Consider the following 17,412-nt stretch of genomic DNA (forward strand, 5'->3'; position numbering starts at 1 on the left):
CGGCGTGGAGCTTCCCACGGCGCCTGCGCACAGAGCCGACATGACCTTGTTCCGCTCGCTGAGTCTGGGAGTGCTCGCGGTACTCGCCGTCCTGGTGGGTCTCGCCACGACCTTCCCACGGGTGCCGGTGCTCCCCCGGAAGGCATTCGTGGGAGGGCCCGGGGCCCGGCCAGAGGCGCTCACGGCCCAGGACCGGCCGTACACCTACGTGAGCCTCGACAAGCCGATGTACCGGCCGGGCGAGCAGGTCTTGATTCGCGGCCTCGTGCTCGAGGCCCTCAGCCGCAGGCCCCATGTCGCCTCCCGGCGCGGGCAAATCGAAATCACGGGGCCCCAGGGAACCATCGTCGGACGGGGTGAGGTGGAGACCTCGGACTCCGTCTGGGGCTACGCCTGGCCCATCCCTCGCGACCTGCCCGGCGGGGGATACACGCTCGTCGTCAACGACCCCTTTACGGGCACCGCCCAGGTGATGCGCAAGTTCGACGTGCGCGACTACCGTGCCCCCCGACTCAAGTCCCAGATTGCGTTCCTCCGCGACGGCTACGGCCCCGGCGACACCGTCACCGCCACCCTGGAGGTCCAACGCGCGGAGGGCGGCATCCCCGAGGGCGCCAAGGTCACCGCCACCGCGCTCGTCGACGGCAAGAGCGTCGCGGAGAAGCCCTGCGAGGTGGATGCCCAGGGCCACTGCACCGTGAGCTTCGAACTGCCCGAGGCCATCGAGCGCGGCGACGGCACGCTCTCCTTCACCCTCCAGGATGGTGGCGTGGTGGAGACGGCGGCCAAGACGATTCCCATCCTGCTCCAGACGCTCGACGTCGCCCTGTATCCAGAGGGCGGAGACCTGGTCGCGGGGCTGACCTCGCGTGTCTACTTCGAGGCGAGGACGCCCATGCGCAAGCCCGCGGACCTGACGGGCGCGGTGGTGGACCTCGCGACGGGAAGGGAGGTCTCCGTCGTCCGCTCCGAGCATGAGGGCCGCGGACGCTTCGAACTCACACCCACCGCGGGCGTTCGCTATGCGCTGCGCGTCGACTCACCCGCCGGAATCAAGAAGACCTTCCCGCTGCCCGAGGTGAAGGCCACGGGCGCGGTCCTCCGAGCGAAGGACGAGGTCATCGCCGCTGGCCAGAAGGTGCGGCTCGCGGTGGACTCGGCGGGCGTGGGCCGCACGAAGGTGACCCTGAACCAGCGCGACGTGCGCGTCGCGGAGGCGACGCTGAGCGAAGACGGCGACGTGACACTGGAAGCCGGTGTTGCGGACGGCGTGCTCGTCGCCACGGTGTGGACCGAGGATGGGCGCCCGCTCGCGGAGCGACTGGTGTTCCGCCAGCCCGCGAACGCACTCTCCATCGAGCTGAAGGCGGACCGCGCGCACCATGCACCGGGCGACGAGGTGGAACTCACCGCGCGCACGCTGCGCGACGGCAAGCCCGTCTCCGCGCTGGTGATGCTCACCGTCACCGACGACGCCGTCCTCCAGCTCCAGGAGAAGCGCGAGCACGCGCCCCTGCTTCCGGTGATGGTCCTGCTGGAGCCCGAGGTGAAGGAGCTCGCCGACGCGCACCTCTACCTCGACACCTCGAACCCCAAGTCCCCGCTCGCCACGGACCTGCTGCTCGGCACCCAGGGGTGGCGCCGCTTCGCGCTCGTTGATCCGCTCACCTTCATGGCGGACCACGACGAGGCCGCAAGGCGCGTACTCGCGGCCCACACCTCGCGACGATGGCCTCCCTCTCCTCCGGAAGCGGAGCTGCGACGCGGCAGGGGCACGCCCCCCGGCGCCAAGAAATGGAACAGGGGGTACTTCGACCCGAACGCCCAGAGGGACCTGCTCGCCTCGGCGTACCTGTTGATGGAGGGGAATGAGCGGCCGTTCGACCCGGCGCGCGGTAACCCCTTGGAGCTTCGCGACGCGCTGGCGAAATTCGAAGGCATGAAGGTCGTCGGCTTTTCGCGGGTACGGGACACCCTCGTGTATCAACGCGAGTACGCCCACCTCGCATCACCCGACCGGCAGAAAGGCGAGCGGAGGGACTTCGCGGAGACGCTCTACTGGAATGCGGGCGTGCGCACCGACGCAGCCACTGGAGAGGCGCGGGTGCGCTTCGCGATGAGCGACTCGGTGACGACGTTCAAGGCCTTCGCCGGGGCGGTGGACGTGGACGGCGCGCTCGGTGCATCCGTGGCCGAGCTGGAGTCCGTGCAGCCCTTCTACACGGAGCCGAAGCTGCCGCTCGAGGTCACCTCGGGTGACGTGGTGCGCCTGCCGGTGGCGCTGGTGAACGGGACAGACGCCACGCTGACGAACATCGCGGTGAAGGCGGAGGTGAGCGGTGACGTGAAGCTCACCGGGGACGTGCCTCGGGACCTCGCGGCGCGAGCGCGTGAGCGGCGGCTGCTCACGCTGGAGATTGGCCAGCAGTCCCAGCCCGTGGAGGTGAAGCTCACCACGAGCGCCGGCGGCCACACGGATATCGTCACCCGCACGCTGGCCATCCAGGCCCAGGGCTTCCCAGGACGCGAGTCCTTCGGCGGCGCGCTGTCGCGGACGCAGCCCGCGGTCCACACCCTCACCCTGCCAGACACGGTGGACCCCGCCAGCATCCGCGCGTCCGTCGTCGTGTACCCGGGCCCCCTGGCCAACATGACCGAGTCGTTCGCCCGTCTCATCCGCGAGCCGACCGGCTGCTTCGAGCAGACCAGCGCCACCACGTTCCCCATGACGATGGCGCTCCAATACTTCCAGCGGCACCCGGGAGCGCGGGCGGAGCTGGTGAAATCGGCGAAGGAGAAGCTGGAGAAGGGCTATCAGCGGCTGCTGGGCTACGAGACGCCGGAGCAAGGCTTCGAGTGGTTCGGCAAGAGCCCCGCCCACGGAGGGCTGACGGCCTTCGCCCTGCTGAGCTTCACGGAGATGCGTCAGGTCATCGAAGTGGACGGGGCCATGCTGGCGCGCACGCGGAACTGGCTGCTGAAACAACGCGACGGGCGAGGCGGCTTCACACCTCCAGGAGACCAGGCGGACACCTCCAACGCCTACATCACCTGGGCCTTGCTGGAGAGCGCACCCCGGCCCGCCGACATGGCGCGGAACCTGGAGCGCGAGGTCGCCTTCGTGAAGAAGAGCGCGGCAAAGAGCTCCAACAGCTATGTGACGGCGCTGGCCGCCAATGTGCTGTCGCTCACCGGCGACCACGCGGGCGCGAAGGTGTTGATGGCCCAGCTCGCCAGACGTCAGGGGAAGACGGGCGAGGTCGAAGGGGGTTCGCAATCCGTCGTCGGCAGCACGGGGCAATCGCTGCTCATCGAGACGACGGCGCTGGCGATGCTGGCGTGGCTGCGAGAGCCCGCCTACCTCACGAATGCGCGGCAGGCGTTGAAGTTCCTCGCGCGCTCGAACGACGGCGGGCGCTTCGGGTCGACACAGGGCACGGTGCTCGCGCTGCGCGCCATCCTCGCCTACGACGTCCACGCCATGAAGCCGGCACCGGGCAAGGTGGGACTCTTCGTGGAGGACGTCCTGGTGGGCGAGCCCGTGAGCTTCGAGGCCTCCGCGCAGGAGACCCTCAAGCTGCCCGACATGAGCGGCCTGCTCGGCCCTGGAGGACGCCGGGTGGAGCTGCGCATGGAGGGGAGTTCGGAGCTGCCCTACTCGGTGGAGGTGACCTACAGCTCAAGGATGCCGCGCGACTCGGAGAAGAGCCTGGTCGCGCTGGAGGTGTCCCTGTCGAAGCAGCAACTTACCGAGGGCGAGCCCATCGAGGCACGGGTCATGGTCCTCAACCGCACGAACCAGGCGCTGCCCTCGACGATGGCCATCTTCGGCGTACCGGGCGGGCTGGAGGTGCGGCATGACCAGCTCAAGGAGCTGGTGACGCGGGGACTGGTGGACGCCTACGAGGTGCGCGGTCGCGACGTCGTCTTCTATTGGCGCGGCTTCAAGCCCCGCATGCGCCTGGAGGTCCCCCTGTCGCTGGTGGCCACCGTGCCCGGCACGTACACCGGCCCGCCGAGCCGCGCGTACCTGTACTACGCGGACGAACACAAGGTCTGGGCCGAGGGCCTGAAGGTCTCCATCACTCCGAAGACCTGAGACCTCCGCGCGGCGGCCAGGGGAACCGTCAGGGCCCCTGGAAGCCCTTCGCGCGGAAGGTGAGCACCAGCGTGTCACGGTGCCCCTGACCGTCCACGGGTTGAATCGGAGTGCTCTCGTGGATGACGCGCTCGTCGTCGAGCAGCAGCGCCGACCACGGCTCCGTCAGGGTGAAGCGGATGCCATTGGGGCCGGCGGCCTCGAACACGCGCGTCTCGCCGCCCTTGATGCCCTGGCGACCGACGAGCAGGACGACGACGAAGTCCACGCCGTCGCGATGCGCGCCCTCGGGCGTCGGGCGGCCGATGCCATCCGTCGTGTCGATGCGAAACTGGTGCGACTCCACGTACCAGGGTTGAGCGCCCTTCAGCGCGGAGCCGAGGGCCGCGAGCCGACTCAGCAGTTGGGGCCACTCGGGCCGCGAGACGACGGCGGGAGGCATCGGCTCGAACCAGCGCTCCAGGCCGCCGTGCAGCGCGTTGTACTCGACGGGCTGCCAGTGCGCGCGGTGGGGCACGGGGGTGACGGTGTCGCCGTCGACGATGAAACACGAGTGTCGACGCGAGCGATACCGGCCACCGTCGCGCAGGTAGCCGTCCGCCGGGAGGTCACCCCAGGTGGGCCGCCAGAGGTCCATCGTGGCGGCGGGGATGGCCACCAGCTCGGACAGGCCCGCGCGGTCCAGGACGGCGTAGCCCCTGTCTCGCAGGGTGGTGAGTGCATCAGAGGGAACGGAGATGGGCGGAGAGAAGCTCATGGGCGCGAGGACGACGTTGCTGGCGAGTCATCGTCCTTCCGGCCACCGTCGTCAACACTCGCGTCTCATGTGGGCTCGTCGGTCCTCCAAGCGAAACGCTCGGCGTGCTGGCGGGCGGCCTTCTCAGGGGCTGGCGAGGTCAGCGCACGGGCAGTTCGCGGAAGTTCAGTCCGTCCAGTTCGAGCTGTTCCACGGTGTCCTTGAAGCGCTGGGTGACGACGAGGACCATCGCGAAGTTCCTCAGTCGCATGAGGTCCAAATCCAGCGGGAGTGACGCCGCGTCGAGGACGGGCTCCTTGGGGAGACTGAAGCCATGTCGACCACACTTCGGACACGGAGGCTGCGTCGAGCGCGGGATGCAGTCAGGGTGCAGCAGACCGCGCGGTTCGACCGCCAGTTCCAGCAGCTCCTCGACATCCTTTGGCCGAAAGCGCAGCTCGGTGCTGACACCCTTCAGTCCCCTCAGTCCGGCGGCATGTAGACGCGCCAGCGCGTCCGGGCGGACGAGCACGACGTCCCCATACTGCTGCAGGAAGGCAGCGAAGGGTCCCCGCGCCGTTCCCACCAGGGGGCCGAACAAGGCGCCCGGCATCAATGGACTGTCTGGTGGCAACAAGGGCCGGAGCTGCTCGCGCAGCAGCTCGAACTCCTCGAAGTCCTTCTCCAGGTAAGCCTTCGCGAGCTTCTTCGCCGCGGGATGGTTCGTCAGGTCCAGGGCGGGATAGTTGAAGCCCGTGCTGGCCCAGGTCGCATGACAGTGAGGGCAGGTGACTCCCGGCAGCCCCCACTTGTGCCGGGCTTTGTACGTGCCCTTCTGTCGCTCGCCGGCACCACGCTCCAGATGGAAGAAGCGCGTCATGGGCTCAGTAGTCGAGGGAAGGGCCCACGAGCAGGTGGTACGGCAGAATGGGTCCCACCAGGTCGAAGCGGATGATCATCTCCCGAGCGTATCGGTACATGTCCTCTTGGGTCGCCCCCGTGTGGTTATCACGGAACTTCCGCCATTCTCCATTCCAAGGTCCACCGCTGAATCCCTTGTGGATGCGGTGATGGGTGTCGATGTCGATGAGCATCGTCTCCTTGTGGATGTTGATGCCCTGCCGCTCGAACCAGTCTTTGAACTCCTGGGGGAAGATGTGGTGCTTCTCGCGCGGCTTGGTTGCCAGCGCCTTCGCCATCTCCAGCAATCGCCTCTGACTGGGCAGCAGCTCCCGCCCATACCAGCGAATGACGAAGATGGGCTGCGCATGCCCGGGAAGTCCCTGGACGTTGCCCCAGTTGCGCTGCGGTGAACGCACCGCGCTCGGCGGCAGCACGAACGACGCACCCCGCGCCGGCACCATGCGGCCCCAGGACTCCACGTCCTCGCACCGATAGAGGCCACACGCCTCCTCCGCGCACAGGAACGTGACGCACGCGCCTTCCTCCAGCCGCGTGTACTCGTCCGGATACTCGTGCTCACTCGCGGGCGTCGGCGTCGTCGCGCACGACGACAGCCAGACACCCAACCAGCACCACAGCCACCGCTTCATGACGCCCCCCCGGGCAGACCTTCCACCCGAGGGGTCATATCAACAGCTACTTCTTCCCGTACTCCAGCTTCGTGCCCTTCCGCTGCGCGTAGATATACGCCTCCATCGCGCGCAACCTCGGGTCCCCATCCGCCAGCGGCTTGCCGCGCACCGGGTTCTCGATGCACCAGTTGATCATGTCCCGCAGCAGCGCCACGCGGCCCAGCTGCACCTGGTACTTCGGATAGGTCTCCGGATGCGTGTTCGACGCATCCGGGTGGCACATGTCACAGGACACCGCAATCGTCCCACCCACCGCGTCCGCGTCGTGGAACACGCGGTGCCCCTCGTCCACGAACTGCTGCGTGGACGCCGCCCACACCGCCTCGTCCCGCTGCGTGAACGCGCCGTAGGAATGTCCGTCCTGGATGTTCACCCCCGCCTGCTTGCGGACCTCCTTGCCGCCACTCTCCGCCGTCACTCCACCCTCGCGCACCGCCCCTCCCGTCGCGGGCTTCTGCGTCCCCATGGGCGGGTTCTTCTGCTGCGGCGCCTGCTTCTGTCCCTGCGCCACCACGGGCTGCGGCGGCACCGGGTCCCAGTTCGCATCCGGGTTCTTCTTGCGCCACGCATCCATCAGCTCGCCCGACACCCGCGCCGCCTGCGCACGCGTCAGCTTCTGCCCCTCCTTGACGCCCTTCACCTCCAGGGACGTCTCCCCGTCACACATCCCCACCACCAGGTTGCCGTCCTTCGACACCGGCACCTGATGCCGCGGCAACTCCGTCGTCTGAAGGGCCTCGGGACGCGGCGCGGGACTCGTGGCCAATGCCACGCCCCCCGCGAAGGACAGCAGCGCTCCCGCTCCCACCCACAGCTTCATCCGGTAGGTCATCGTGTCCCCTCGCGCTCAGTAGCTCGGAAGCTTCGTCCGGGGCGGCGCATCCTGCTTCCCACCCGACGCGAGGTAGCTCCCGCGCACGGTGATGGGATTGCGCTCCCAGAGGTTGTACAGCTTGTCCACCAACCCCGACTCCAGCACGTCCACCCGCCCATCCCCGCAGCCGTCGAACTGGCTGAACGGGTCCGGCCGATTCATCTGCACCGTGAGCTGTGGCAACCCCTCCGGCGCATACGGCCACGGCCACGCCGTGGACAACATCCCGTGGAACTGGATGTTGTCGATGCGGTTCGTCAACAACTGGTGCGTGTGTCCATGAATCACGGTGACACGCTCGAAGGGCTTGAGCAGCGCCTGCACCTCGTCCGCGTCGTCCGTCCAGAAGTTCCAGGGCCGGTAGTACTTGTAGAGCGGCGAGTGGCTGAAGACGATGACCGGCGTCTTCTTGTCCACCTTCGCCAGGTCCTGCTTCATCCACGCGCGCTGCTCACCGCCCACCTCGAAGCGCGACTGGATGCCGTTGTCCAACCCGGCGACAATCTTCATCCGCTCCATCGGCGTGAGCTTCCGCTCCGTCCAGAAGTCCTTCTCCAGAATCGAGTTGAGCACCACGAAGTGCACGCCCTTGTGGTCGAACGAGTAGTTCGGCGCGCCGAACAAGTCCCGCCACAGCTCCCCCATGTCGAGGAACCAGTCGTGCTCGCCCACCATCATCCGCACGGGCGCCTTCACGCTCTTGAGAATCTGCGCCCCCAGCTTCAGCTCTCCCGCCTGTCCCAGCTGCGCCAGGTCCCCACCGAACAACACGAAGTCCGGCTGCGGGTCCAACCCGTTGACGTCATCCACCGCCTTCAGGATGGAGCGCACGAAGCGGTCATTCAGCTTCTGCTCGTACAGGTGCGTGTCGGAGATGTACGCGAAGGTGAAGCGCGGCTTCGTCCCCTGCGCCTCCGCCACGTTGACGAGCTGGAAGCTCTGCGGCGTCCTCAGCCCCATCCCCGCGACGATGCCCGCGGACATGCCCGCCACCCGCAGGAAGGCCCGCCGGTCCAACCGCTTCAGGCCCTCGAAGAAGGCTTCGCGTTCCTCATAGTGCTTCGTCTCGATGCTTCGGAACTTGTTCCCCATGGACGGCGCCTCCTCAGGGCTGCTTCGTCGAAGCGGGTTTGGGCAGCGTCTCGGTGCCGTACACACCGATGTCCGCCGGGTTCTTCACCGACAGGTCCGGATTGGGCGCCAGGTCTCCCAGGTTGCCCTTCTTCCCCAGCGCCACCGCCGTGTCCCGCTCCGGCCGCTGGCCCTTGCGCGCGCGCTGCCGCGCCAGCTCCTGACCATTGAACTTCGTGAAGCGCTCGTCGGTCAGCGTGAAGACGAAGGCCACCAGGTCATCGATTTCGGGCTCCGTCAGCCCCAGTCGCTGCATGCCTCCGTCCAGGTAGGGATTGGCCACTCCCCCCTTGTTGTAGTGGTCCATCACGTCCCACAGCGTCGTCAACGAGCCGTCGTGCATGTACGGCCCGGTGATTCCGACGTTGCGCAGCGTGGGCGTCTTGAACGCGCCCACGTCGTTCTCCTGCTTCGTCACCAGGAAGCGCCCCAGCTCGGAGAAGCGCGTCTGCAGCGCCAGTTCGTCAATCTGCCGCTCGTCGCCCAGCCGGACGACCTTCACACCCTCGCGCGCCAGCTGCGGGAAGTCCTGCTTGTGCGCGGCGACGCCGATGTTGTGGAACTTCTGGTCGCTGAACAGCGGCGACACCGCGTTGCCCGCGTGACAGGCGTTGCACCGCGCCTTGCCGTTGAAGAGGGCCCAACCCCGTCGCTCCGACGCGTTGAGCGCGTTCGTCTCGCCGTGGATGAAGCGGTCGAAGCGCGCGTTGCCGGAGAACTGCGTGCGTTCGAAGGCGGCGATGGCGGACGCCAGGTCGTCGTAGGTGATGTCCCGCTTGAAGACAGCCTGGAAGGCGGTGACGTACTCGGGAATCCCCCGCAGCTTGGTCACCACCGCCTCCGGCGAGGGCATGGCCATCTCAATCGGATTCAGGATGGGCAGCTTCGCCTGGTCCTCCAGCGTGGACGAGCGCCCATCCCAGAACTGCGAGGCATTGAAGAGGGCGTTGAGCACCGTGGGGCTGTTGCGCATGCCCTTCTGGCCCTTCACGCCTTCGGCCACCGGCTTGCCGTCCGTGAAGCCCTTGTTCGGGTCATGGCAGGTGGCGCAGGACGTGCTGTCATCCAGGGACAGCCGTTTGTCGTTGAAGAGCTTCTCCCCCAGCGCCACCCGCTCGGGCGTCGGCGCCGCGCTCGCGGGCACCGACAGCTTCCACAACACAGCCGACACTCCCGAAGGCAACGGCGAGGGTGGCGGAGCCGAGCTCTGTGTTTCGGGCGCGGCGTGGCTCTCATGGACCCACAGCAACACGGCGAGCGACAGGGCAACGCCGGACGGCGTTCGCATGGTCACCCCTCCCAACCGACGACGGACGACGCCGCGAGAAAGTCACGGCGCCCGAGGCCGGAACAGCTCTTTCCAGAAAACAGCATTGCCCTCGCCTTGCGGTCCAGGAGACGCGAGGAGGAGTGTCCACCTGTGTAAACCCAGGGGGTCCGCGGGACAGGTGAGATGTTGAGTCGTGGAGAAAGCGCGGTGCGTCAGCGCGCGGGCAGGCGGAAGTCGCGCGCGCGGACGAGCAGCCCGGAGGCGGTGGCGGGCGCCAGCACCGCGGCGGTGATGACGAGCCAGTCCACGGGCCCTCGCGCTCGCACCGCGTTGTAGGTGGCGGCCTGCACGAAGGTGAGGCACGCATCCGCGGCGGTGAGGCACACCAGCGCGGTGGCCAGTCCGTCTCGCCACCGGCGCACCAGCGAGAAGAGTCCCGCCGCCAGCCCCACGTCGAACAACACCCAGCCCCACTGCACGCGCGCCGAGGGAAACCAGCGCGTGGTGGCGGGCAGCGCCAGGAGCGCCGTCCAGGGCAGCAGCAACACCGCCAGCCCATGCACCAGCAACCGGGGCCGCCGCAGCAACGTCGCCACGCCGAAGCGCACCAGGCTGCCGCGCGCGAAGGCGCGGAGCGCGTCATACACGGCGAAGAAACCACCGCCAGGCTCAGGGTACGCGAGGTGGAGCGGCACCCACGCATCCGGACGGAACTTCGCCTTGAAGGCGCGCAGGCCCTCGAAGTCGAACAGCGGCTTGCCGCACGCACGCGCCAGTCGCAGCCACGGCCGCACCGGGCCCGACAGCGGCGCCAGTCCCAGCGTCACGTAGCGACGGCCCTCGGCGGCGGCCGCGCGCATCGCCGCGTCCACCAGGGCCTCGGCGGTGCCGTTGGGCGACTCGGGGTCTCTCACCAGGTCCTGGAGGAACCAGCCGTCCCGCGCGTACACGGGAGACACGAGCAGGACGCCCACCAGCTCGCCCTTCACTTCCGCCGCGAAGGCACGGCGCTCCCGCGCGAAGGCATCCGGACGCAGCTGCACCAGGAAGCCCATGGGCGCCATGCGACGCGACGCCAGCCAGCGCTTCCTCAGGCGCTCCAACGCCTGACGCGTGGGGTGCTCGGACTCCTCCAGCACCTGCGCGGGGAGCTCCCGCACCACGACGCCATGCGAGCGCGCGCGGCGCAGTTGCTCGCGCAGACTCCGACTGCCGCGCACCACCGACTCCCAACGCGATGGCTCCCACACGGGCTGCTCGCCAATGGAGAGCGACTCCATGGGCACCCACTCCGTGAAGCGCGGCTCCGTGGCGAAGAAACACACGCGCCGGCCCGCCTGTCGCGCCGCGGCCTGGAAGCCCTCCACCGCGCGAGGCAGGGACTCCGGCGCGGTGATGGGCGCACCCGCCGCCACCCACGCGCCGCCCGTGTCCACGTACGCGACGAAGGCGTCCCCCGCCGGGTCGAACCAGTAGCGGAAGCCCGGCATCAGCACCTGGAAGGACGTGGCGTTCCACCCGAACCGGCGCAGCAGCTCCAGTGCCCGCTCGCGCTCCTGTGTTCCCGCCTCGCCGTCCACGTGCACGTGCTTCAGGCTCCTCGGGCCGGCAACGGCCCACCCAGTCCACGCTCCCTGCGCCGCGAGTTCTCCAGCCGCCGCCGATGCGCGCCCAGCAGGTCGCTCCGGGTGATGATGCCCACGACGCTCGAAGGAGTCTCACGCCGGACCACCGGAAGGCGACCCACGCCCTCCTCCACCATGAGGTCCGCCGCCTCGCGCAGTGAGCTGTCCTCATACGCCACCGACGGAGGACGCCTCACCACGTCCCGCACACGCCGCCCCTCGGGCGCTTGCCCGTCCACCAGGTCCCTGCGCGTGACGACGCCCAGCAGGGCGCCCTCCTTCACCACCGGGAAGCCCTGGTGACGGGTGCCCGCCGCGTCCGACAGCAGCCACGCGCGGACCGACTCCAAGGATTGGTCCGCGTCCAGGGTCACCACGGGCTTGAGCCCCACCTCGCGCACCAACACCTGCCCCAGCGCATCCACGCCGTACTCGGTGAGGACCCGCCCGCCGCGCCGCGCCAGCTTCTCCGTCATGATGGAGTGGCGCATCAACAGCGCCGACACCAGATAGGCCGCCGCGCAGCCGCCCAGCAGGGGCAACAACCCCAAGGGCTGGCGCGTCGTCTCGAAGGCGAACACCACCGACGCCAGCAACGCGCGCGAAGCCCCCGCGAAGATGGCCGCCATGCCCACCAGCGCGGCCACGCGAAGGTCCACGCCCAGCCCGGGCGCAAGCCGCATCGCCAGCAGTCCCAGCCCCGAGCCCAGTCCACCGCCCAGGGTGAACAGCGGCGCCAGCGTTCCGCCGGAGGTGCCGCTGCCCAGCGCCACGGACCAGGACACGAACTTCAGCGCGCAGAACACGAGCATGGCCGTGCCCACGAAGCGCCCGGAGAGGATGTCCTCGATGTTGGTGTAGCCCACGCCGAGCGTGCGCGGAGACCACCAGCCCACCACCCCCACCACGAGCCCCCCGAGCGCCGGCCACCACATCCAGTGCACGGGCAGCTGCTCGAACGCATCCTCGATGGCGTACACGGCGCGGGTGGCCAGCGTGGACGCCAGGCCCACCACCGCGCCCAGCACGATGTAGAACGCCAGCGCCGCGCCGCCCGGCAGCGCCAGCTCCGGCATCGCGAAGGCAGGAGCGCTCCCCTCGAAGGCCAGCCGCACACCGGTGGCCGTGGCCGTGGCCAGCGCCACCGGGATGACCGAGCGCGGGCGGTACTCGAACAACAACAACTCCACCGCCAGCAGCACCGCGGAGACAGGCGCGCCGAAGGTCGCCGCCATGCCCGCCGCCGCGCCCGCGGCCAGGAGCGCCTTGCGCTCATCCGCCGTGACGCGCAGCACCTGCCCCAGCAAGGAGCCCAGCGCGCCCCCCGTGGCGATGATGGGCCCCTCCGCGCCGAACGGTCCTCCCGTGCCGATGGCCACCGCCGCCGACAGCGGCTTGAGGAACGTCATCCGAGGTGGAATCCGGCTCTGGTTGTAGAGCACCTGCTCCATCGCCTCGGGGATGCCGTGGCCCCGGATGGCCCGTGAGCCATAACGCGCCATCACCCCGACGATGAGCGAGCCCACCACCGGCACCACGATGACCCACGCGCCCAGCGAGTGATTCACCGGGGAGACCTCCGCGGTGGAGAACCGGCCGAAGAAGGCGATGTTCGTGAAGAGGTGGATGAGCGCGCCCAGCCCCTGGGCCACCAGTCCCGCCGCCACGGCCAAAACCACCGCGAGGGCGCTGATGAAGACCACCCTCCGGTCCACCACGTCCACCGTCGCGGGCGCGCGCATGCCCGCGAGCGTGGGGCCCATGGACGGCGCCACCGGCAGCCTCGCGCGAGCCTCCTCTCCCTGCCCCGCCTCCACTCGACTCGCTTCAGGCCGCTCCATGAGACTTCTCCTTCTTGTTCTTGCGGGGCGTCTTCTTCATCGCGCGGGCCCGGCCAGGAGAGGGCTCGTCCTCGAAGAAGAGCGGCGCCTCGTTTCCCTCCAGCCCCAGCTCTCTCACCAGGGCGGACAGCCCCTGGGCCAGCCCTTCGCGCGCGCCAGGCTCCAGCCGTCGAAGCCCGGTGATGAGCCGGGCCTGCGCCATCGCGGGTGTCTCGCGCAGCAAGGCGCGCCCCGCGGGTGAGAGCGCCACCTCCACCCGGCGACCGTCTTCCGCCGAGGGGCGCCGCGTGGCCAGCCCTCGCTCCAGCAGCCGCGCCACCACCACCGATACGCTGCTCTGGTGCGTGAGCGTCCGCTCGGCCAGGGCGTTGATGGAGCAGGGCCCCGCCTCCGCGAGCTGCTGGAGCACGAAGAGCTGCGCTCCGCTGATGCCCACCAGTCGCTCTGAGGCCCTCGCGGAGACCCTCAGCAGCCGCACGATTCGGCGGATGCCGTCCATCACCTCGCGCACGTCTTCGCCGCTGGTCCGATTTATATGGGAGCCCATTGAATTGAGCGGAACGTACGGTCCACGGCTCGCGTCCGCAATGAGAAAGGCGGGTGGACGCGCACCGGCCGACCTGGCTGCCGGAGGGTCGCCTCCTCCCGGATGAAACGAAGCTCCGGGCAGGTCGCGAATGACCGCGTGAAACATCTGTCGACAGTTCACCAACCTGGGCGACGCACGAGTCGACGCGGTGAAGCGACACGCTAGACACGGGGCCCCTTTCACAGGAGTTCCCGGCTTGAGTCCTTCCAGACGTCCCGGCGCACCAGGTGGCGCCGGGTACATCCCGCCCTGCATCCTCGCCGTCCTGCTGCTCTCCACGCCGTCCTCCGCCGAGCCGTCCCCAGGCGTGCGCACCAACACCGCGCGACTGATGGGAACGGACGCGGCCGAGGTCATCGACGCGCCGGTGCTGGGACTCCAGCGCGGCGCGCTGCCGCTCTTCGCGGGGCTGGTGGTGGACACCTCCGTCTTCGCGGACGTGATGCTCGCGCCCAACGTGGGGTTGCGCTGGGCGGTGGCGGCGGGCCCGCACCGCGTGGTGCTGGGCGCGCGCTACACGCACTTCATCGGTGGCTCCGTCTACTCGGACATCGTCGAGTCGGAGACGCCCTCCCTCCAGCGCTTCGAGCCGGAGTTGAGCGGCCCCTCCGTCTATGGCGTCTATGGCCTGGTGCTCGGTCCGCTGCTCGTGCAGGGCGAGGCCCGCTACGCGCGCTACACCTCCGACTACCTCTCCTTCACGGGCGGGGCCGCCCTCAACTTCGCGGGCCCCTGGTCCGTGGTGGGCGAGGCCGGCGTGCGCGTGAAGGGCGGCGCGACCTTCCGTGCCGCCGCGGGCATCCGCTACGGCGGAGAGAATCTCGGCTTCGGGCTCGGCGCCACCTATGTGGACCTGAGCGACCCGGCCGTTCCGGGCGAGGAACTGCCCGTCCTTCCCGTCCTCGACCTCTCCTGGACCTTCCGATGATGACCCGCGCCCTGCTGGCTTCGTGCTTCCTGTTCCTGTCCGGCTGCTCGGCGGAAATCGCCATCGCGACAGAGCCCTTCGACGTGAGGGTGCCCGTCACCTCCGTCCTCCAACCCGTCTACGCGGAGGTGGCGTTGGACCTGCCCGAGGAGTCGGTGAACACCGAGGACCTGGACCTGGTGGTGGAGCAGGTCGCCGCCACGCTCGAGGTCGTCAATCCGTCCTCGTCGCTGACGCTGCGCACGGCCATGCGCCTGTCCTTCACCGGGCAGGCCACGCCGGAGGACCCGGTCTTCTACACGGACCTGAACCGACCGGCGTACTACGCCCAGGCGGCGGAGGTCCTCCCCTCGCGCAACTTCGCCCCCACCACCCGCACGGCGGTGCGCATCGACAGTCCCGCGCTGAAGGACGCCGTGGGACGCAGGCGCGTCTGGTTCATCGTCAGCAACACCGTGGTGCGCGGGGACCTCGGCACGCCGCAGCTCCCCGTGGAAATCCTCCTCGAGGACATCGTCTTCCAGGCCGTGCTCACCAAGCCCTTCCCGGGACTGGGCGGCGCGCTGGAGGTCGGAGGACTCTAGGAGGAACCCCGAACCACCCCGCGTGGACGTCGACACTTCCCTGAGATGGAAGCGCCCTGCCCTCGCCTCATCCCCTGGGACGAGGCGGGCGTCGTGCCGCGCACCTCGCTCGCCCGGTGAGCGCGGCACCCACGATGCACAGCGAGCCCCCCACGAGCGTTTGGCATGGGGGGATGGATGCACGGAAGAAGCTGGAAGCGAGGGTGGCGGGAAGCAGGCGCATTGGCGGTCCTGGCCCTGCTCCCCCACTGCGGAGGCAATACCTCGTCCCCGGACAGGGAGCCGCTGGAGCAACACGGCGACCCCGCCGCGGGAGCAAACACCTTCATCGCCATCGCGGACGCACAGGTCGACTCCTCGCGGCCGTCGACGAACCTGGGCGCGGAGGAGCAGCTCTGCGTGGACCGGACGCCCATCGAGTACCGGACCTTCCTCCGCTTCCAGGTGAAGGGCCTGCAAGGCCGGGTGAAGCGCGCCACCGTGCGCCTGTTCGTCACGAATGGTTCGACGGACGGCCCTGTCGTCCACCGCATCGACCCTCAATGGAAGGAGGACGTCGTCACCTTCGACCAGCAGCCTTCGCTTCTGGGCCCGGCCCTGTTCACCGCGGGGGCGCTGCGCTCCGGAAGCTGGGCGGAGCTGGACGTGACACGCGCGGTGACGGGCAACGGCGTCGTGAACCTCGGGCTCTACTCGTCGGGTGCCGACGGCGCGGACTTCAGCTCGCGCGAGGACCGCGACCCGGCCCTGCATCCACGCATCGTGGTGGAGATGGAGCCTGTCCCTCCGACAAATCCAGTGCCCGCGCCCGACTGGGTGCTTCAGCGGGGCGGCCCGGGAGACGAGCACGTCCAGGTGATGGCGACCGCGGAGAACGGCCTCGACTTCCTCGTGGCGGGCTCCTTCACCGGCAGCGGTGACTTCGGCGGCGACGTCTTCCAGGGAGAGCGCGGCCTCGTCGTGGCGCGCTATGGCGCGGACGGCGCGCATCGCTGGTCCCACGCGTATGCCGTGGGCGCGAAGGTGGAAGCAACGGGGCTCGCCGTCTCGGCCTCGGGTGAGGCGTGGCTGGTGGGTGCCTATCAAGGCGCTCCAGATTTGGGCACGGGCGCGCTGCCGTTCATCGAGGAATCGCCCACGACCTCCGGCTTCTTCCTCCTCAAGCTGTCACCCGAAGGAGAGCCCCTCTGGTCCCGAGGCGTTCGCGCGGAACATCCCGCTCCGTCCTCGGGCATCACCCGAGCGGGGCTGGTTCGCGCGCAGGCGGTGGTCATCGACTCGCAAGGCAGCGTCGTCGTCACCGGCCACTTCCAGGGGGAGATGAGCCTGGGCCGAGGCAGGCTCTATGCGGACCCGGGCAACAGGACCCGAGATGACCACGTGCCCGCGCTCTTCCTCGCGAAGTTCCACGCGGATGGCGCGAACGCCTGGTCCCTCGCGTTTCCCGGTGGCGACTCGGGCACGCGCGCGGAGGCGCTCACCACGGATGGCGCGGGCTTCATCTACGTGGGCGGCGACACCGACTCGCAGGTGCTGGGGGCCACGGGGGTCCGAACGCCCTTCCTCGGAAAGCTCTCCGCCAACGGCACGCCCCAGTGGTTCCGTGCGCTCAATGGCGCACGGGGCAGCATCCGCGCGCTCGCGCCATTCGCCCAGGGAGACGTGGCCTTCGTCGGCGACATCAACGGCAGGTTCTCCTTCGGCGGGAAGGACATCGACGCGAGCGAGGACGTGCTGCTCGGCACCCTGCATGCGACGGCCGCGGACGGCTGGGTTCATGTCCTGGGCGGAAGGAGCGCGGGTCAGGCCCATGCCCTGGGAGTGAGCGCGGAGCGTGAGCTCATTGTCGGAGGCTGGACGCGGGATGGGCGGCTCGACCTGGGAGGCGGTGCGCTCGGTAAGTCGTCCATCCCCCAGGGTGACGTCCTCCACTTCGTGGCGCGCTATGACGCCAGGGGTGCGCACCTCGACTCACGGGCCCTGGGCATCACGGGCCCGGGCAACGCGGCGCTCCAGGTGACGTCCGCTGGACAGGCGCGGCTCTGCGTCCCGTTCAATGACGCCCTGTCACCGGATGGAGCGACCTACGCATCACGAGGCGCGGGAGACCTGCTGTTCCTTCAGCTCACGCCCGAATGAG

Annotated in this window: 13 protein-coding genes; 4 read left to right on the plus strand and 9 right to left on the minus strand. The window is 69.2% G+C overall.

What is annotated here, in order from left to right:
- Positions 1 to 40: 40 nt before the first annotated feature.
- Positions 41 to 4,099 (plus strand): MG2 domain-containing protein, encoded by a 4,059-nt coding sequence (locus tag HUA78_RS08990; protein WP_174476073.1) that lies wholly within the window; start codon positions 41 to 43, stop codon positions 4,097 to 4,099.
- A gap of 28 nt (positions 4,100 to 4,127) precedes the next feature.
- Here the strand turns inward: HUA78_RS08990 and HUA78_RS08995 are convergent, their stop codons facing one another.
- The 9 genes from HUA78_RS08995 to HUA78_RS09035 form a co-directional block, all read right to left on the minus strand.
- Positions 4,128 to 4,856: a 2OG-Fe dioxygenase family protein gene (locus HUA78_RS08995; protein WP_174454040.1), complete on the minus strand. Its 729-nt coding sequence runs from the start codon at positions 4,854 to 4,856 to the stop codon at positions 4,128 to 4,130.
- A 139-nt stretch (positions 4,857 to 4,995) separates the two neighbouring features.
- Positions 4,996 to 5,715, minus strand: coding sequence for a double-CXXCG motif protein (locus HUA78_RS09000; RefSeq protein ID WP_174476074.1), 720 nt, complete (start codon positions 5,713 to 5,715; stop codon positions 4,996 to 4,998).
- A 4-nt stretch (positions 5,716 to 5,719) separates the two neighbouring features.
- Positions 5,720 to 6,388, minus strand: coding sequence for a TIGR02269 family lipoprotein (locus HUA78_RS09005; RefSeq protein ID WP_174476075.1), 669 nt, complete (start codon positions 6,386 to 6,388; stop codon positions 5,720 to 5,722).
- Positions 6,389 to 6,434: 46 nt separating this feature from the next.
- On the minus strand, positions 6,435 to 7,262 hold the full coding sequence (locus HUA78_RS46285) for a c-type cytochrome (protein WP_254623610.1): 828 nt from the start codon (positions 7,260 to 7,262) through the stop codon (positions 6,435 to 6,437).
- A gap of 15 nt (positions 7,263 to 7,277) precedes the next feature.
- Complete coding sequence (locus HUA78_RS09015; RefSeq protein ID WP_174460805.1) at positions 7,278 to 8,396, minus strand: metallophosphoesterase; 1,119 nt, start codon at positions 8,394 to 8,396, stop codon at positions 7,278 to 7,280.
- 13 nt (positions 8,397 to 8,409) lie between these two features.
- Positions 8,410 to 9,723 carry a cytochrome-c peroxidase gene (locus HUA78_RS09020; protein WP_174454037.1) on the minus strand — a complete coding sequence of 438 codons (1,314 nt, stop codon included), beginning with the start codon at positions 9,721 to 9,723 and terminating at the stop codon, positions 8,410 to 8,412.
- 194 nt (positions 9,724 to 9,917) lie between these two features.
- A complete protein-coding gene (locus HUA78_RS09025; RefSeq protein ID WP_174476076.1) occupies positions 9,918 to 11,291 on the minus strand; it encodes a DUF2156 domain-containing protein in 1,374 nt (457 codons plus the stop codon).
- A gap of 5 nt (positions 11,292 to 11,296) precedes the next feature.
- Positions 11,297 to 13,171, minus strand: coding sequence for a chloride channel protein (locus HUA78_RS09030; RefSeq protein WP_174454035.1), 1,875 nt, complete (start codon positions 13,169 to 13,171; stop codon positions 11,297 to 11,299).
- Positions 13,158 to 13,718, minus strand: coding sequence for a MarR family winged helix-turn-helix transcriptional regulator (locus HUA78_RS09035; RefSeq protein ID WP_254623611.1), 561 nt, complete (start codon positions 13,716 to 13,718; stop codon positions 13,158 to 13,160). The genes HUA78_RS09030 and HUA78_RS09035 overlap by 14 nt, the downstream gene beginning before the upstream one ends.
- A 238-nt stretch (positions 13,719 to 13,956) precedes the next feature.
- Between HUA78_RS09035 and HUA78_RS09040 the strand changes: the two genes are divergently transcribed.
- The 3 genes from HUA78_RS09040 to HUA78_RS09050 all read left to right on the plus strand — a co-directional run bounded on the left by HUA78_RS09040 (position 13,957) and on the right by HUA78_RS09050 (position 17,411).
- Entirely contained in the window at positions 13,957 to 14,688 is a 732-nt protein-coding gene (locus HUA78_RS09040; RefSeq protein WP_174460803.1) for a hypothetical protein, read from the plus strand.
- Positions 14,685 to 15,272 (plus strand): hypothetical protein, encoded by a 588-nt coding sequence (locus tag HUA78_RS09045; RefSeq protein WP_246137867.1) that lies wholly within the window; start codon positions 14,685 to 14,687, stop codon positions 15,270 to 15,272. Before HUA78_RS09040 ends, HUA78_RS09045 begins: the two co-directional genes overlap by 4 nt.
- Before the next feature lie 222 nt (positions 15,273 to 15,494).
- Positions 15,495 to 17,411 carry a DNRLRE domain-containing protein gene (locus tag HUA78_RS09050; protein ID WP_174476077.1) on the plus strand — a complete coding sequence of 639 codons (1,917 nt, stop codon included), beginning with the start codon at positions 15,495 to 15,497 and terminating at the stop codon, positions 17,409 to 17,411.
- The last annotated feature ends 1 nt before the right edge of the window (position 17,412 follow it).

Source organism: Myxococcus sp. CA033, assembly GCF_013336625.1.
GTDB lineage: Bacteria > Myxococcota > Myxococcia > Myxococcales > Myxococcaceae > Myxococcus > Myxococcus llanfairpwllgwyngyllgogerychwyrndrobwllllantysiliogogogochensis.

What these genes read in the sequence shown, in the direction of transcription:
- HUA78_RS09015 (WP_174460805.1), bottom strand. Translation starts at nt 8,396, where the DNA reads ATGGGGAACAAGTTCCGAAGCATCGAGACGAAGCACTATGAGGAACGC.
- HUA78_RS09030 (WP_174454035.1), bottom strand. Translation starts at nt 13,171, where the DNA reads ATGGAGCGGCCTGAAGCGAGTCGAGTGGAGGCGGGGCAGGGAGAGGAG.
- HUA78_RS46285 (WP_254623610.1), bottom strand. Translation starts at nt 7,262, where the DNA reads ATGACCTACCGGATGAAGCTGTGGGTGGGAGCGGGAGCGCTGCTGTCC.
- HUA78_RS08995 (WP_174454040.1), bottom strand. Translation starts at nt 4,856, where the DNA reads ATGAGCTTCTCTCCGCCCATCTCCGTTCCCTCTGATGCACTCACCACC.
- HUA78_RS09035 (WP_254623611.1), bottom strand. Translation starts at nt 13,718, where the DNA reads ATGGGCTCCCATATAAATCGGACCAGCGGCGAAGACGTGCGCGAGGTG.
- HUA78_RS09005 (WP_174476075.1), bottom strand. Translation starts at nt 6,388, where the DNA reads ATGAAGCGGTGGCTGTGGTGCTGGTTGGGTGTCTGGCTGTCGTCGTGC.
- HUA78_RS09000 (WP_174476074.1), bottom strand. Translation starts at nt 5,715, where the DNA reads ATGACGCGCTTCTTCCATCTGGAGCGTGGTGCCGGCGAGCGACAGAAG.
- HUA78_RS09020 (WP_174454037.1), bottom strand. Translation starts at nt 9,723, where the DNA reads ATGCGAACGCCGTCCGGCGTTGCCCTGTCGCTCGCCGTGTTGCTGTGG.
- HUA78_RS08990 (WP_174476073.1), top strand. Translation starts at nt 41, where the DNA reads ATGACCTTGTTCCGCTCGCTGAGTCTGGGAGTGCTCGCGGTACTCGCC.
- HUA78_RS09045 (WP_246137867.1), top strand. Translation starts at nt 14,685, where the DNA reads ATGATGACCCGCGCCCTGCTGGCTTCGTGCTTCCTGTTCCTGTCCGGC.